The sequence below is a fragment of the Amycolatopsis echigonensis genome (assembly GCF_002846615.1).
Taxonomy (GTDB): Bacteria; Actinomycetota; Actinomycetes; order Mycobacteriales; family Pseudonocardiaceae; genus Amycolatopsis; species Amycolatopsis echigonensis.
In genome coordinates this window covers 2,201,161-2,217,018 of sequence record NZ_PJMY01000003.1, presented here as the reverse complement: position 1 = coordinate 2,217,018, position 15,858 = coordinate 2,201,161, and the positions used below count along the sequence as shown (strand labels likewise).

At 69.2% G+C, this 15,858-nt stretch carries 16 protein-coding genes; 15 read left to right on the top strand and 1 reads right to left on the bottom strand.

The annotated features are described in order from the left end of the window. The first annotated feature begins 2 nt into the window (after positions 1–2). Positions 3–1,106, top strand: a complete 1,104-nt coding sequence (locus ATK30_RS15085; protein ID WP_101436133.1) for a glycosyltransferase — start codon at positions 3–5, stop codon at positions 1,104–1,106. Between the two features lie 72 nt (positions 1,107–1,178). On the opposite strand, the gene ATK30_RS15080 is transcribed toward ATK30_RS15085, so the two are convergent. Then, positions 1,179–1,637: a MarR family winged helix-turn-helix transcriptional regulator gene (locus tag ATK30_RS15080; RefSeq protein ID WP_101436132.1), complete on the bottom strand. Its 459-nt coding sequence runs from the start codon at positions 1,635–1,637 to the stop codon at positions 1,179–1,181. A 90-nt stretch (positions 1,638–1,727) separates the two neighbouring features. On the opposite strand from ATK30_RS15080, the gene ATK30_RS15075 reads away from it, so the two are divergent. The 14 genes from ATK30_RS15075 (at position 1,728) to nuoK (ending at position 15,854) form a co-directional block, all read left to right on the top strand. Next, positions 1,728–2,375 (top strand): DUF4386 domain-containing protein, encoded by a 648-nt coding sequence (locus tag ATK30_RS15075; RefSeq protein WP_244194619.1) that lies wholly within the window; start codon positions 1,728–1,730, stop codon positions 2,373–2,375. 10 nt (positions 2,376–2,385) lie between these two features. Continuing rightward, positions 2,386–3,075, top strand: a complete 690-nt coding sequence (locus ATK30_RS15070; RefSeq protein WP_101436130.1) for a demethylmenaquinone methyltransferase — start codon at positions 2,386–2,388, stop codon at positions 3,073–3,075. A gap of 60 nt (positions 3,076–3,135) precedes the next feature. Continuing rightward, a complete protein-coding gene (locus tag ATK30_RS15065) occupies positions 3,136–4,428 on the top strand; it encodes a geranylgeranyl reductase family protein (RefSeq protein WP_167441915.1) in 1,293 nt (430 codons plus the stop codon). Positions 4,429–5,143: 715 nt separating this feature from the next. After that, on the top strand, positions 5,144–5,554 hold the full coding sequence (locus ATK30_RS15060) for an NADH-quinone oxidoreductase subunit A (RefSeq protein ID WP_101440839.1): 411 nt from the start codon (positions 5,144–5,146) through the stop codon (positions 5,552–5,554). 4 nt (positions 5,555–5,558) lie between these two features. Beyond that, positions 5,559–6,107 (top strand): NuoB/complex I 20 kDa subunit family protein, encoded by a 549-nt coding sequence (locus tag ATK30_RS15055; RefSeq protein WP_009072052.1) that lies wholly within the window; start codon positions 5,559–5,561, stop codon positions 6,105–6,107. Positions 6,108–6,113: 6 nt separating this feature from the next. Next, a complete protein-coding gene (locus ATK30_RS15050) occupies positions 6,114–6,875 on the top strand; it encodes an NADH-quinone oxidoreductase subunit C (RefSeq protein WP_101436129.1) in 762 nt (253 codons plus the stop codon). Beyond that, complete coding sequence (locus ATK30_RS15045) at positions 6,872–8,203, top strand: NADH-quinone oxidoreductase subunit D (RefSeq protein ID WP_101436128.1); 1,332 nt, start codon at positions 6,872–6,874, stop codon at positions 8,201–8,203. The genes ATK30_RS15050 and ATK30_RS15045 overlap by 4 nt, the downstream gene beginning before the upstream one ends. Then, positions 8,200–9,063: an NADH-quinone oxidoreductase subunit NuoE gene (nuoE, locus tag ATK30_RS15040; RefSeq protein ID WP_101436127.1), complete on the top strand. Its 864-nt coding sequence runs from the start codon at positions 8,200–8,202 to the stop codon at positions 9,061–9,063. The genes ATK30_RS15045 and nuoE overlap by 4 nt, the downstream gene beginning before the upstream one ends. After that, positions 9,063–10,343 carry an NADH-quinone oxidoreductase subunit NuoF gene (gene nuoF, locus ATK30_RS15035; protein WP_101436126.1) on the top strand — a complete coding sequence of 427 codons (1,281 nt, stop codon included), beginning with the start codon at positions 9,063–9,065 and terminating at the stop codon, positions 10,341–10,343. Before nuoE ends, nuoF begins: the two co-directional genes overlap by 1 nt. Next, on the top strand, positions 10,340–12,811 hold the full coding sequence (locus ATK30_RS15030; RefSeq protein WP_101436125.1) for an NADH-quinone oxidoreductase subunit G: 2,472 nt from the start codon (positions 10,340–10,342) through the stop codon (positions 12,809–12,811). Before nuoF ends, ATK30_RS15030 begins: the two co-directional genes overlap by 4 nt. Further along, complete coding sequence (gene nuoH / locus ATK30_RS15025; RefSeq protein ID WP_101436124.1) at positions 12,808–14,154, top strand: NADH-quinone oxidoreductase subunit NuoH; 1,347 nt, start codon at positions 12,808–12,810, stop codon at positions 14,152–14,154. The genes ATK30_RS15030 and nuoH overlap by 4 nt, the downstream gene beginning before the upstream one ends. After that, entirely contained in the window at positions 14,141–14,683 is a 543-nt protein-coding gene (gene nuoI, locus ATK30_RS15020; RefSeq protein WP_101436123.1) for an NADH-quinone oxidoreductase subunit NuoI, read from the top strand. Before nuoH ends, nuoI begins: the two co-directional genes overlap by 14 nt. Continuing rightward, positions 14,680–15,558, top strand: coding sequence for an NADH-quinone oxidoreductase subunit J (locus ATK30_RS15015; RefSeq protein ID WP_101436122.1), 879 nt, complete (start codon positions 14,680–14,682; stop codon positions 15,556–15,558). The genes nuoI and ATK30_RS15015 overlap by 4 nt, the downstream gene beginning before the upstream one ends. Continuing rightward, a complete protein-coding gene (gene nuoK / locus ATK30_RS15010; protein ID WP_033291119.1) occupies positions 15,555–15,854 on the top strand; it encodes an NADH-quinone oxidoreductase subunit NuoK in 300 nt (99 codons plus the stop codon). The genes ATK30_RS15015 and nuoK overlap by 4 nt, the downstream gene beginning before the upstream one ends. Positions 15,855–15,858: the final 4 nt, after the last annotated feature.

Sequence of the window (15,858 nt, the reverse complement as noted above, 5' to 3'; positions counted from 1 at the left end):
CCATGCACATCGTCCAGCTGGCGAACTTCTACGGACCGCGTTCCGGCGGGTTGCGGACCGCGCTGAATCACCTCGGTGCGGGGTACGTCGCCAGCGGGCATCGGGTGACGCTGGTCGTGCCGGGGCGGCGGTACGCGGTGGAAACCCTGCCGACGGGGGTGTGCCGGTATTCCTTGCCTGCCTTGCAAATCCCTGGCACTGGCGGCTACCGTGCGGTCGATCCGCAGCGGGTCCGCGCGGTGTTGCGGCGGCTGGAACCGGATCGGTTGGAGGTGTCGGACCGGCTGACGCTGCGGGGGATGGGTGTGTGGGCGCGGCGGAATGGCGTGCCCAGCACGGTCATTTCCCACGAGCGGCTGGACCGGTTGCTGGAGCAGTTTTTGCTGCCGGGGGCGATGGCCCGGCACGTCGCGGACGTCGCCAACCGGCGGATGGCGGCGTCGTACGACACGGTGGTTTGCACGACAGCCTTCGCGCACGCGGAGTTCGAGCGGATCGCCGCGCCCAACGTCCGGCGGGTGCCGTTGGGCGTGGACCTGGCGACGTTCGCGCCGTCGATGCGGGATTCGGGGTGGCGGTCGGCGTTGGCCGGCGGTGCGGACGCGCTGATTGTCCATTGTGGGCGGTTGTCGCCGGAGAAACACGTTGAGCGGAGCGTGGATACGGTCGCGGAGCTGACTGAATCCGGGGCGCGGGTGCGGTTGGTGATCGCCGGGGACGGGCCGCGTCGACGGGCCTTGGAACGGCGGGCTCGCGGGTTGCCGGTGACGTTCCTGGGCTTTTTGGCGGGGCGCGGCGAGGTGGCTCGGTTGCTGGCCAGTGCGGACGTTTCGCTCGCTCCGGGACCGCATGAGACGTTCGGGTTGGCGGCGTTGGAGGCGCTCGCTTCGGGGACGCCGGTGGTGGTTTCGGCGTCGTCGGCGTTGCGGGAGATCGTGCGGCCCGGTTGCGGGGCAGCGGTGGACGACCACGCGCCCGCGTTCGCCAGTGCGGTGACCGGGTTGCTGGACAGTCCGGAGGAGCTCCGCCGGGCAGCCGCGCGGGCGCGGGCGGAGGAGTTCGCGTGGCCGAACTCGGTGCGGGGAATGCTCGCCGCCCTCGGCTGAGGCTGCGGAAGGTCCGTGAAGGACTCCTTGAGGGAAACAGATTCCCTCAAGGAGTCCTTCACGGACAGCGGGTCAGGTGCGGTAGCCGGGGTGGACGCCGGGCATGAGGCCCCGGTCGGCGGCGATCCGGGCCAGCAGTTCGTGCAGGGTTGAGCGTTCCTCTGTGGACAGTGCGGCGGTCAGCTCGTTTTCGTGCGCCGCGCCGGCTTTCGCCAGTTCGGCCATCGTTTCTTGGCCTTTGTCGCTGAGGAAGACCGCGTAGAGGCGGCGGTCTTGGGGGTTGCGCCGGCGTTCGATCAGGCCTTGCTGCTCCAGGCCGTCGACGAGGGCGACCAGCCGGGTCGGCGGCGTGCCCAGTTCCGCGGCCAGCACCTGCTGGCTCTCGCCCGGACGCCGCGCGATCGCCCGGAGCAGTCCGGTCTGCGGCGGGGTCAGGCCGAGGTCCGCGACGCGTTCGGCGAAGCGCTGGGTCGCGTGCGCGCCCAGCTGCGCCAGCAGGAAGGCGCTGCCGAACGTCGGTGGTCCTTGCATGCCCTGAACCGTATCGCTTGACAATCCATTACACCAGTGTAATCGTTCTATCAGTGAAACTAATTGACCTGGAGGTTTGCCATGACAACCATGACTCGACAACAGGGCGGCCCGCGGTTGCTGGCCCCGGCGCTGGCGTTCGGGGTGCTGACTGTCGCGTCGGCGGTGCTAGGGGCGGCGGGGACGCGGCCGGATTCCAGCGCGGCGGAGGTCGCCGCGTACGTCAGCGGCAACCAGGGTGTCGTGCGGCTGCTGGCGTTCGCGGTGTTCGGCGCGTCGGTTCCGTTGGCGGTGTGGGCCGCGACGGCCTATCGCAGACAGCGGCGGCTCGGGGTCGCGGCACCGGGCGCGGTGATCGGGCTCACCGGTGGCGTGCTCTCCGCGGCTGCGCTCGCGATGAGCGGATTGATCACCTGGACCGCCGCGCAGGCCAGTGACGCTCCCGCGGTGGCGCGGGCGTTGACCAGCCTCGCGTTCGCGTCCGGCGGCCCGGGCTTCGTGGTGCCGCTGGCGTTGCTGATCGCCGGGATCGCCGTTCCCGCGTTGTTCCTGAAGCTGTTGCCGCGCTGGATGTCGGTCGCCGGGCTAGTGGTCGCCGCGGCCGCCGTGCTCGCCTCGCTGTCGTTGCTCACTCCGGCGCTGTATCCGCTCATCCCGGTCGGCCGGTTCGGCGGGCTGGTCTGGCTGGTCGCCGCCAGCGTCCTGCTCCCGCGCGACCGCGCGGCACGGACGGACTAATCTCGAACCCATGCCCCGAGCGAGCCTGGACAAGGATCCGCACGAAGTCGCCGCGATGTTCGACGGCGTCGCGTCCGGTTACGACCGGGCGAACTCCTTCATGACGTTCGGGTTCGACCGGCGCTGGCGCACCACCACGGCTCGCGTGCTGGACGCCAAGCCGGGCGAGAAGGTGCTCGACCTGGCGGCCGGCACCGGGGTGTCCACCGTCGAGTACGCGCGCGGCGGCGCCTGGTGCCTCGCCGCCGACTTCTCCGTCGGGATGCTCAAGGCGGGCCTGCACCGGAAGGTGCCGATGGTCGCCGCGGACGCGATGTGCCTGCCGTTCGCCGACAACAGCTTCGACGCCGTCACCATCTCGCTAGCGCTGCGGAACTTCGTCGACACCAAGGGCGCGCTCGCCGAGATTCTGCGCGTGGTCAAACCGGGCGGCCGGCTGGTGATCTGCGAGGTTTCGACGCCCACCTTCGCGCCGATCCGGTTCCTGCACCGGCGGTTCCTGCTCAAGATGCTCACCTGGGTCGGCAGCCGGACGTCGTCGAACCCGGAGGCCTACTCCTACCTGGCCGAATCGATGCTCGCGTGGCCGGACCAGCGGACGCTCGGCGAGATCATCGCGAGCGCGGGCTGGACCGAGGTCGAATGGCTGAACCTCACATTCGGCGTCGTCGCGATCCACCGGGCGGCGAAGCCTCTCTGACTCCGCCTTCCTCCACCGCCCTCAACGGGTGCGGCTGCGCCACGCTGTATTTTCGAGTGCATGACGACCTCGCGCCGCAGCCCGGACCACGACGCCGAAGTGATCGTGGTCGGCGCGGGACCCGCTGGTTCGACCGCGGCCACCTACCTCGCCCGGGCGGGCGTGGACGTGCTGCTGCTGGAGAAGACCGTGTTCCCGCGCGAGAAGGTGTGCGGCGACGGCCTCACCCCGCGCGGCGTGAAGCAGCTGATCGACCTCGGTCTCGACACCAGCGAGGAAGCGGGCTGGGTGCGCAGCCGCGGCCTGCGCATCCTCACCGGCGACCTGACGCTCGAGTTCGACTGGCCGGACCTCACCGACTACCCGCCGTACGGCGTCTCCCGCACCCGCCACGACTTCGACGACCTGCTCGCGAAGACCGCCGTTAAGGCGGGCGCGCGGCTGTACGAGCGCACCACGGTCACCGGCGCGATCACCAACGCTTCCGGCCGCGTGGTCGGAGTCGAGGCGAAGGTCGGGGCGGAGAAGACGCCCGTTAGTTACCGGGCGCCGTTGGTGCTGGCTTGCGATGGGGTGTCGGCTCGGCTCGCGCTGAGTGTCGGGATCGACAAGAACGAGAAGCGGCCGATGGGGGTCGCGGTGCGGCGGTACTACAAGAGCCCGAAGCACGACGACCCGTTCATCGAGGGCCACCTCGAGCTGTGGGACCGGTCCGATCCTCGGGATCCGAAGCTGTTGCCCGGTTACGGCTGGGCGTTTCCGCTCGGCGACGGGACGGTCAATGTCGGGCTGGGCATGCTGTCGACGTCGGCGTCCTTCCGGAACACCGATTACCGGGCGTTGCTGAGGCAGTGGCTCGACGGGACTCCCGAGGAGTGGGGGTACCGCGAGGAGAACGCTATCGGCAAGGTCGGCGGGGCCGGGTTGCCGATGGGGTTCAACCGGACTCCGCACTATCGCAACGGGTTGTTGCTGCTCGGCGACTCCGGCGGGATGGTCAGTCCGTTCAACGGCGAGGGCATTTCCGCGGCGATGGAGTCGGCGCAGCTGGCGGCTGAGGCTGTGGTGCAGGCGCTGGCCCGGCCGGAGGGGCCGTCCCGGGAGCGGGCGTTGGAGGGGTATCCGCGGGCTGTTGCCGAGTTGATGGGCGGGTACTACCGGCTCGGGAATGTGTTCGCGAAGTTGATCGGCAAGCCGAAGATCATGCACGCGGCTACCAAGTATGGGTTGCGGGTAAACAAGCTTCTTCCCTTGGTGTACAAGGGGCTTTCCGGGTGTTACGACGCTCGGGGCGGGGATGGGGTGGATCGGTTGATCTCGGCTTTGGCGCGGGTTACGCCTAGTCCTCGGTGATCGGCTCGTCGCCTGGCGGCGACATTGCAGGTGGGTGTGCGTGGGGCACCCCGAAGCCCGAGTGTGCTGACGGTTCGGGGGTGCTTGTCAAGGCGGGAAAGATGCCTTGACAAGCACCCCCGAACCGCAGGGGGGCTTCGTATCGGGGTGCGGGGGTGGTGTGGGTGCCTCGATTGTTGGTGCATCGGCTGCGGTTGAGTGCGGTTGGTTGGGTGCGTCGGCTGCGGTGGGTGCCACGCTTGACGGGTGCGTCGGGTGGGGTGATTCGGGCTGGCGCATGGGTTTTGGGCCTGGGGATTACCCGGCTGGAGCAATCGGTTGTCCGGCCGGTCAGTGTGATACGTCACAAGATCGAGTCGGCTGGAGTGCTCGGCGCGGTTGTTCAAGGGGCCTTTACCGCTGGTCTCGCCATTGCGGCCGGGGGTGGGCCTGGGAAAGTTCCCGGTCAAGTTAGGGCTGCCTTAGTCCGCAACCCCTAGGGACAAGAGTGTGACTCACGTCCTACACTCGCCCCATGCTTTGTGAATCGCTTCACAACCGCGACGAGTCGCTTGTGAACTATTTCACAAGCGTGCGGTGGTTCGGACACGGGCCGTAAGGGCGCCCTGACCCTCGGCGGTGTGACCCAGCTCCCTTAGGGTGCCGACGAGGACTCGGACCACCACCCGAGAACAACCCGCAGCGGCGCGGAAAGGATGGCGAAGACCCCGTGCTGATGGTGCCCGTGCTGGCGCAGGCCGATCCCGGACCGGCGGCGCCCGGACTGAACGTGTATCTGCCGCTCGTCCTGCTCTTCGTGCTCGCGGCCGCGTTCGCCGTGTTCTCCGTCCTGTTGGGTCCGCTCGTCGGGCCCAGCCGGCGCAACCGCGCGAAGACCGCGGCCTACGAATGCGGCATCGAACCGTCGCCGCAGCCGCTTGTCGGCGGCGGCCGGATGCCGGTGGCCTACTACATCACGGCCATGCTCTTCATCCTGTTCGACATCGAGATGGTGTTCCTCTACCCGTTCGCGGTGAACGCCAACGCACTCGGTGTCTTCGGCCTGGTGGAGATCGTGCTGTTCATCGTGACGGTCGGGTTCGCGTACGCCTACGTGTGGCGGCGCGGCGGCCTGGATTGGAACTGAACCCATGGGCCTCGAAGAAAAACTCCCCAACGGCATCCTGCTGGCCAGCCTCGAGGGACTGGTCAACTGGGCACGCAAGAACTCGCTGTGGCCGGCGACCTTCGGGCTCGCCTGCTGCGCGTTCGAGATGATGTCGGTCGGCGGTTCGCGCTACGACATCGCGCGCTTCGGCATGGAGCGGTTCTCCGCGACGCCGCGCCAGGCCGACCTGATGATCGTGGCCGGCCGGGTGACCCAGAAGATGGCCCCGGTGCTGCGCCAGATCTACGACCAGATGGCCGAGCCCAAGTGGGTCCTCTCGATGGGCGTTTGCGCCTCGTCCGGCGGCATGTTCAACAACTACGCCGTCGTGCAGGGCGTCGACCACATCGTGCCCGTCGACATGTACCTGCCCGGCTGCCCGCCGCGGCCGGAAATGCTGCTCGACGCGATCCTCAAGCTGCACGCCAAGATCCAGGACGAGCCGATCAACGCCCGCCGCGCCGCGATCCGCGCGGCCAGCGGGGCCCGTACCGAGCTGATCCCGTCCTCGATCAAGTACGCGAAGAAGTGAGCACCGGTGCCTGAGAACCCCGAAGAGAACCCGCAGACGGGCGGCCCGCAGTCCAGTGCCGAACGGCCCGAGGCCGGGCTGGAGCCCCAGGGCACCCGGCCCGCCGAACCGGTCGTCGCCGGCCGCGAGCGCAAGGGCATGTTCGGTGTCCGCGGCAGCGGGGACACCTCCGGCTACGGCGGCCTGCGGCTGCCCGCCTACAGCCCGCCGCCCGCGGAGCGCCCGTACGGCGGCTGGTTCGACGAGTTCGCCGACGAGTTCATGGCCGCCTTGGCGGACAACAAGATCCCGCCGACGGCGATCCTCCAGACCACTGTGGACCGCGGCGAGATCACCTTCTACGTCCGCCGCGAGCACCTCGTCGACATCGCGAAGGTGCTGCGCAACGACCCGGGCCTGCGGTTCGAAATGCTGATGGCGGTGACCGGCGTCGACTACGGCGTGGACGTCCCGCAGCGGATGCACGCGGTCTACGACTTCCTGTCGATGACCTACCGCCGCCGGATCCGGCTCGAAGTCACCATGGACATGGACGACCTGCACGTGCCGTCGCTGGTGCCGGTCTACACGACCGCGGACTGGCACGAGCGCGAGGCCTACGACATGTTCGGCATCGTCTTCGACGGCCACCCCGGGCTGACCCGCATCTTCATGCCGGACGACTGGGACGGCTTCCCCCAGCGCAAGGACTACCCGCTCGGCGGGATCCCGGTCGAATACAAGGGCGCGGAAATCCCGCCGCCGGACCAGCGGAGGTCGTACTCGTGACCAGCACCAACGAAACGACGGAAGCCGAGTACGCGGAAGTCCGGGAAACCACTGAAGGCCCGGTCTACCACGTGTCCGGCGGCGACTGGGACGAAGTTCTCGGCGACGCCCAGCACGACGACCGCATGGTCATCAACATGGGCCCGCAGCACCCGTCCACGCACGGCGTGCTCCGGCTCGTGCTGGAGCTGGAAGGCGAGACGGTCACGCAGCTGCGGGCGGTCGTCGGCTACCTGCACACCGGCATCGAGAAGAGCGCCGAGTTCCGCAACTGGACCCAGGGCGTCACGTTCGTGACGCGCGCGGACTATCTCGCCCCGCTGTCCAACGAGATGTGCTACTGCCTCGGCGTCGAGAAGCTGCTGGGCATCAAGGCCCCGCCGCGCGCGGAGCTGCTGCGCGTGCTTCTCCTCGAGCTCAACCGGATCACCTCGCACCTGGTGTTCATCGCGACCGGCGGCATGGACCTCGGCGCCACCACGGCGATGACGCTCGGCTTCCGCGAGCGCGAAGAAGCCATGCACCTGCTGGAGTACCTGACCGGCCTGCGGATGAACCACGCGTTCATCCGGCCCGGCGGGCTCGCCCAGGACTTCCCGGAGGACTGGACCGAGAAGGTCCTCGACTTCTGCAAGCTCATGGACAAGCGGCTTCCGTTGTACGACAAGATGTTCACCGGCCAGCCGATCTGGCGCAACCGGCTCAAGGACGTCGGCGTGCTGCCGCTCGACGCGTGCCTCGAACTGGGCGTCACCGGTCCGGTCCTGCGCGCCGCGGGCCTGCCGTGGGACCTGCGCAAGACCGAGCCGTACTCGCGCTACGACGAGCTCGAGTTCGACGTGCCGACCTCGACCGACGCGGACAGCTGGGCGCGGTACCTGCTGCGGCTGGAGGAAATCCACCAGAGCCTGCGGATCATGAAGCAGGTCGCGAAGATGGCCGAGCCGGGCCCGGTCATGGTGGAGGACAAGAAGATCGCCTGGCCCGCGCAGCTGTCCATCGGCAGCGACGGCATGGGCAACTCGCTCGGCCACGTCAAGAAGATCATGGGCCAGTCGATGGAATCCCTGATCCACCACTTCAAGCTCGTCACCGAGGGCTTCCACGTGCCGCCGGGCCAGGTCTACGCGCCGGTCGAATCGCCGCGCGGCGAGATCGGCGCGCATCTGGTGTCCGACGGCGGCACCCGGCCGCTGCGCGTGCACCTGCGGGAGCCGAGTTTCGTGAACATGCAGGCGATGCCCGCGATGGCAGAAGGCGGCCTGGTGGCCGACCTCGTCGTCGTGATCGCCTCGATCGACCCGGTTCTGGGGGGAGTTGACCGATGACGAACCCGACCGCGGTCCCGGAGCCGGGACCGCACGACGCGACGAAGACGTACGCCGCCGCGGGAGCCGACACCGATGTCGCCGCGATCGCGCCCGATCCCGCTGTCGCCGAGGAAATCCTCGCCGACACGCCGGCGGTGGACGTGTTCGACGCCGAGACGCACCGCGAGGCGAAGGAAATCATCGCCCGGTACCCGATGTCGCGTTCGGCGCTGCTGCCGATGCTGCACCTCGTGCAGTCGGTGCAGGGATACGTGAGCCAGGAAGGCATCGCCTTCTGCGCGCGGCATCTCGACCTGACCGACGCCGAGGTCAGCGCGGTCGCGACGTTCTACACCATGTACAAGCGCCGCCCGTGCGGCGAGCACCTGGTGAGCGTCTGCACCAACACGCTGTGCGCGGCGCTGGGCGGCGACGACATCTACCGGAAGCTCCAGACGCACCTCGGTTCGCCGGAAAAGCCGCTGGGGCACGAGGAAACCGCGGGCACGCCGGGCGAACCAGGTTCGATCACCCTGGAGCACGCGGAATGCCTCGCGGCCTGCGACCTCGGCCCGGTCCTCCAGGTGAACTACGAGTACTTCGACAACCAGACGCCGGAGCAGGCGGTGGCGCTCGTGGACGCGTTGCGGGCAGGCAAAAGGCCCGCCCCGACGCGCGGCGCGGCGCTGACCGATTTCAAGGGCGCGGAGCGGCAGCTCGCCGGGTTCTGGCCGGAGGACGAGTCCGCTTACCGCAGTGCCGTGGACGGTCCGTCACAGGCGGTCGAGACTCTGCGCGGCGCGCAGCTGGCGGCCGACCGCGGCTGGTCCGCCCCGGGCATGAAGGACGTCCCTCTCCCTGAAGTGGAGAAGAAGTAATGGCAGATCCCATCACTCCGGTCCTCACGAAGCGCTGGCTGTCCCCGGAATCCTGGCGCATCGAGACGTACGAGGCGCTCGAGGGCTACACCGCGGCGCGCAAAGCACTGGCCGCCACGCCCGAGCAGCTCGTGCAGGTGGTCAAGGACTCCGGCCTGCGCGGCCGCGGCGGCGCGGGCTTCCCGGCGGGTGTGAAGTGGTCGTTCATGCCGCCGAACGAGGACAAGCCCCACTACCTGGTAATCAACGCCGACGAGGGCGAACCCGGTACCTGCAAGGACATTCCGCTGATGATGGCGGACCCGCATTCGCTCATCGAGGGCTGCATCATCGCTTCGTACGCGATGCGGTCGCACCACTGCTTCATCTACGTCCGGGGCGAGGCGCTGCACTGCATCCGCCGGCTCAACGCGGCCGCGCGCGAGGCGTACGCGAAGGGCTACCTGGGCAAGAACATCTTCGGCAGCGGCTGGGACCTCGAGCTGACCGTGCACGCCGGGGCCGGCGCGTACATCTGCGGCGAGGAAACGGCGTTGCTGGACTCGCTCGAAGGCCGCCGCGGCCAGCCCCGGCTCAAGCCGCCGTTCCCCGCCGCCGCCGGCCTGTACGCCGCGCCGACGACGGTGAACAACGTCGAGACCATCGCGAGCGCGTCGTACATCGTCAACGCCGGTTCGTCGTGGTTCCGCGAGATGGGCCGCGAGAAGTCGCCCGGCCCGAAGATCTACTCGATCTCCGGGCACGTCGAGAAGCCCGGCCAGTACGAATGCCCGCTCGGCACCACGCTGCGCGAGCTACTGGAGCTGGCCGGCGGCATGAAGGACGGCATCCCGCTCAAGTTCTGGACCCCGGGCGGGTCGTCGACGCCGATGTTCACCGCCGAACACCTCGACGTCCCGCTCGACTTCGAGGGCGCGGCCGAGGCCGGTTCGATGCTCGGCACCACCGCGGTGCAGGTCTTCAACGAGACCGTTTCGGTGCCGTGGGCGGTCATGAAGTGGACGCAGTTCTACGAGCATGAGTCCTGCGGCAAGTGCACGCCGTGCCGCGAAGGCACGTACTGGCTGGCGCAGATCCTGGAGCGGATGGTCGAGGGACACGGCACCGAGGAGGACATCGACACCCTCCTGGACGTGTGCGACAACATTTTCGGCCGTTCGTTCTGCGCGCTCGGCGACGGCGCGGTGTCGCCGATCCAGAGCGGCATCAAGTACTTCCGGGACGAATTCCTGGCTCTGTGTGAGAGCAACAAGCGCGAATTGGTGGGAGCGCAGGCATGACGATCGCGCCCGACAAGCCCGAGACGGCTGAAACGCCGGTCCCCGAGGGCTACGTCAAGCTGACCATCGACGGCGAAGAAGTCATCGCGCCCAAGGGCGAACTGCTGATCCGCACCGCCGAGCGGCTCGGCACGAGCATCCCTCGGTTCTGCGACCACCCGCTGCTCGACCCGGCGGGCGCCTGCCGCCAGTGCCTGGTCGAGGTCGAAATGGGCGGCCGTCCGATGCCGAAGCCGCAGGCCTCGTGCACGATGACGGTCGCCGACGGCATGGTGGTCAAGACCCAGCTCACCTCGCCGGTCGCGGACAAGGCGCAGCAGGGCGTGATGGAGCTGCTGCTCATCAACCACCCGCTGGACTGCCCGATCTGCGACAAGGGCGGCGAATGCCCGCTGCAGAACCAGGCGCTCGCGCACGGCCGCGCGGAATCGCGGTTCGTCGACACCAAGCGCACGTTCCCGAAGCCGCTGCCGATCTCGGCGCAGGTGCTGCTCGACCGGGAACGCTGCGTGCTGTGCCAGCGCTGCACCCGGTTCTCCGAGCAGATCGCCGGCGACCCGTTCATCGCGCTGCTCGAACGCGGCGCGCACCAGCAGATCGGCACCGCGGAGACCGCCGACGTGCTGGACCTCGCCTCCCGCACCACCGGCGGCGAACCGTTCCAGAGCTACTTCTCCGGCAACGTGATCCAGATCTGCCCGGTCGGCGCGCTCACCAGCGCGGCGTACCGGTTCCGGTCGCGGCCGTTCGACCTGGTGTCGTCGCCGAGCGTGTGCGAGCACTGCTCGTCCGGCTGCGCCGAGCGCACCGACTTCCGGCGCGGCAAGATCCAGCGCAAGCTGGCCGGCGAGGACCCGGAAGTGAACGAGGAATGGCTGTGCGACAAGGGCCGGTTCGCGTTCCGCTACGTTCAGGCCGGTGACCGGATCCGCCGTCCGCTCGTCCGCAACGCCAGCGGCGAGCTGGAGGAAGCGTCCTGGACCGACGCGCTCCGGATCGCCTCGGCCGGGCTGCTGAAGGCCCGCGAGGGCAAGGGCGGCGCGGTGCTCACCGGCGGCCGGCTGACCGTCGAGGACGCCTACGCGTACTCGAAGTTCGCCCGGATCGCCTTGCGCACCAACGACATCGACTTCCGCACCCGCGCACACTCGGACGAGGAGCTGGCGTTCCTCGGCTCGACGGTCGTGGGCACCACGCCGGAAACGGGCGTGACGTTCAGCGAGATCGAGAACGCCCGCACGGTGCTGTGCGTGGCGTTCGAGCCCGAGGACGAAGCGCCGATCGTGTTCCTGCGGCTGCGCAAGGGTGCCCGCAAGAACCACACCCGAGTTGTCCACTTGGGACAGTGGACGACCTCATCGGTGCGCAAGACCTTCGGCGAACTGCTGGCCTGCATCCCCGGCGGCGAAGCGGCCGCGGTGGACGGCATCGCGCAGCACGCGGCCGACCTCGACGCCGCGCTCAGCGGCGAAGGCGCGGTGATCCTGGTCGGCGAGCGGGCCGCGGAAATCCCCGGCCTGTTCTCCGCGCTGCTGCGGCTCACCGCTCGCACCGGAGCCCGGCTGGCGTGGATCCCGCGCCGCGCGGGCGACCGAGGCGCGCTCGAAACCGGTTGTGTGCCCACGCTGTTGCCGGGCGGCCGCCCGGTCACCGACGCCGCGGCCCGCGCCGAGGTCGGCAAGCAGTGGGGCGTCGAGCTTCCGGCCGAACCGGGCCGCGACGTCACCGGCATCCTCCAGGCCGCTTCGGGCGGACAGCTGGACGCGCTGGTGGTCGGCGGCGTCGACCCGAACGACCTGCCGGACCCGGACCTGGCCCGCCGCGCGCTCGACAACGTCGGGTTCGTGGTCAGCCTGGAACTGCGGGCGAGCGAGGTCACCGAACGGGCCGACGTGGTCCTGCCGGTGGCCCCGGCGGTCGAGAAGGCGGGCAGCTACCTCAACTGGGAGGGCCGCCGCCGCGAGTTCGACATCACGCTCGAGGGCACCGGTTCCCTTCCCGACAGCCGGGTCCTGGACACCCTGGCCGTCGAGATGGACGCCGACCTGTTCACCCAGACCCCGGCCGCCGCCGCGGGCGACTTCGCGAAGCTCGCGCCGGTCGCCCCCTCGGTGCCCGCGCCGTCGGTCGCCGCACCGGCGGCCCCGGTCCCGAACGGCAAGGCGGTGCTCGCCACCTGGCGGCAGCTGATCGACAACGGCTCGCTGCAGGACGACGAACCGCACCTCAAGGGCACCCAGCGGCCGCCCGTCGCACGGCTTTCGGCGAAGACCGCCGAAGGCCTGGGCACGACGGCCGGCACGGTCCGGGTGTCGAACGAGCGCGGGTCGATCACCCTGCCGGTCGAGGTCGCCGACCTGCCGGACGGCGTCGTGTGGCTGCCCGGCAACTCCGACGGTTCGGCCGTCCGCGCCGCACTCGCCGCCGGACACGGCGCGCTCGTGCAGATCTCCGGAGGTGACCAGTGAGCCCGCAGCTCACGCAGTTCCTCGCTGCGTACCCGGACGCCGCCGAGCGGGCCCGGCTCATCGCCGACGACCCGTGGTGGCTCGTCCTGATCAAGGCGGTCGTGGTCCTGCTGATCGGGCCGGTCCTGACGATCTTCCTGATCGTGTGGGAGCGGAAGGCGATCGGCCGGATGCAGAACCGGCCCGGCCCCAACCGGGTCGGCCCCGGCGGTTACCTGCAGTCGCTCGCCGACGCGATCAAGCTCCCGTTCAAGGAGCAGATCATCCCGGACACCGCCGACCGCAAGGTGTACTTCCTCGCCCCGGTGCTGTCCGCGGTCCCCGCGCTGATCGCGCTCTCGGCCATCCCGTTCGGACCGGTCGTCTCGATCTTCGGGCACCGCACGGTGCTGCAGCTGATGGACCTCCCGGTCGGCGTGCTGGTGATCCTCGCCTGCTCCTCGGTCGGCGTGTACGGCATCGTGCTGGCCGGCTGGTCGTCCGGCTCGCCGTACCCGCTCTTCGGCGGCATGCGCTCGGCCGCGCAGGTGATCTCCTACGAGATCGCGATGGGCCTGTCGATCGTCGCGGTGATCCTGTACTCCGGTTCGCTGCAGACGTCGGAAATCGTGCAGGCGCAGTCGCACGGCTGGTACTTCTACATGCTCATCCCGAGCTTCGTGATCTACGTGATCTCGATGGTCGGCGAGACGAACCGCGCGCCGTTCGACCTCCCGGAGGCCGAATCCGAGCTGGTCGGCGGGTTCCACACCGAGTACAGCTCGATGAAGTTCGCGATGTTCTTCCTCGCCGAGTACGTCAACATGGTGATCGTTTCGGCGTTCTGCACGACGCTGTTCCTCGGCGGCTGGCGGTTCCCGTTCGTCGGCGACGATTCGCCGCTGAACCAGAACTGGTGGCCGATCCTCTGGTTCTTCGCCAAGACGTTCATCCTGCTGTTCGGCTTCATCTGGCTGCGCGGCACGCTCCCGCGGCTGCGCTACGACCAGTTCATGCGGCTCGGCTGGAAGGTCCTGGTCCCGGTCAACCTGGTGTGGATCGTGGTCGTGGTCGCGATCAAGACGATCCAGTGGAGCTGGCCGCAGATCCTCGTCGGCGTCGGCATCGTGCTGGTGGTGCTCGTGCTGCTGAGCCTCGCTCTGCCGGACAAGAAGCTGCCCGAATCGGACTACGTGGACCTGGCCGGAAGCGGCTATCCGCTGCCGCCGCTGGACCTGCGGGTCCCGGACGCGACGCCGCGGCAGAAGGCGCTGGCCAAGGCCGAGGCGAAGGCCGCGCGGCGCAAGCCGGCCAGCGTCACCGCCGCGGCCGCACAGGAAGGAACGGAAGATGGCGGCAACTGACTTCCTCAATCCCATCAAGGGATTCGGCGTCACCTTCGGGATGATGTTCAAGAAGGTCGCGACCGAGGAGTACCCCGAGGCGGGAGCCCCGGCCGCGCCGCGCTACCACGGCCGCCACCAGCTCAACCGGCATCCGGACGGGCTGGAGAAGTGCGTCGGCTGCGAGCTGTGCGCGTGGGCGTGCCCGGCGGACGCGATCTTCGTCGAGGGCGGCGACAACACCGAAGAGGCGCGGTACTCGCCGGGCGAGCGCTACGGCAAGGACTACCAGATCAACTACCTGCGCTGCATCGGCTGCGGCCTGTGCATCGAGGCGTGCCCGACCCGGTCGCTCACCATGACCAACTTCTACGAGCTGGCCGACGACGACCGGCAGCGGCTGATCTACACCAAGGAAGACCTGCTCGCCCCGCTGCTGCCGGGCATGGAGCAGCCGCCGCACCCGATGCGGCTCGGCGACAACGAGCAGGACTACTACGTGAACGGCCCCGAACTGGCCGCCAAGGCGCAGCAGGAGGCGAAGAAGTGATCGCCGCCCTTCTCGCCCAGGCCCCGGCGGCCGGCGTCGACGCGTCCGTGACGACCGGCGAGGCCATCGCGTTCTGGATCCTCGGCCCGCTCTCGCTGCTGGGCGCGCTCGGGATGATCTTCTCCCGCAACGCCGTGCACTCGGCGCTGTGGCTGGTGCTCACGATGCTGACGCTGGGCGCGCTGTACATGACGCAGAACGCGCCGTTCCTCGGGTTCACCCAGATCATCGTCTACACCGGCGCGATCATGATGCTGTTCCTGTTCGTGCTGATGCTGGTCGGCCGGGACAGCTCGGACTCGGTGGTGGAAGTCCTGCGCGGGCAGCGGCTCGCCGCCGGCGTGCTCGGCGTCGGGCTCGCCGCGCTGATCGCCGCGGGCGTGTTCCGCGCGATGGCGAACGTGACCCCGGCCAAGCCGCTCGACCCGTACCAGCAGAACGGCGGCGGGCCCGGCGGCCTCGGCAGGCTGATCTTCACCCAGTACCTGTTCCCGTTCGAGCTGACCTCGGCCCTGCTGATCACCGCCGCGCTCGGCGCGATGGTGCTGGCCTTCACCGGCCGCAGCGGCAAGAGCAAGCTCTCCCAGCGCGAACTGGTCAAGCTGCGCTTCCGCGGCGAGCACGACCGCCCGTCGCCGCTGCCCGGCCCGGGCGTGTTCGCCACCGCCAGCTCGGTCTCGACCCCGGCGCTGCTGCCGGACGGTTCGGTCGCGCCGGAGTCGCTGTCGGAGATCATCGAATCCACCTCGGCGATCCGGCTCATGCGCGAGCGCAAGCTCATCGCGGACGAGGGCCCCAAGCCCGACGCGCACGCACTGGTCGGCGGCTCCGAAAAGGCCGCGCCGGCCGAGGAAGAAGAAGGGGAAGGAAAGTGACCCCGAGCTACTACCTGCTGCTGTCCGCGCTGCTGTTCTGCATCGGCGCGGTGGGCGTGCTGGTCCGCCGCAACGCGATCGTCGTGTTCATGTGCATCGAGCTGATGCTGAACGCGGTGAACCTGACCCTGGTCACCTTCGCCCGCATCAACGGCGGGCTGCACGGCCAGGTGATGGCGTTCTTCGTGATGGTGGTCGCGGCCGCCGAGGTCGTGGTCGGACTGGCGATCATCATGGCCATCTTCCGCACCCGCCGCTCGGCCTCGGTCGACGACACGAACCTGCTGAAGTACTGAGGGA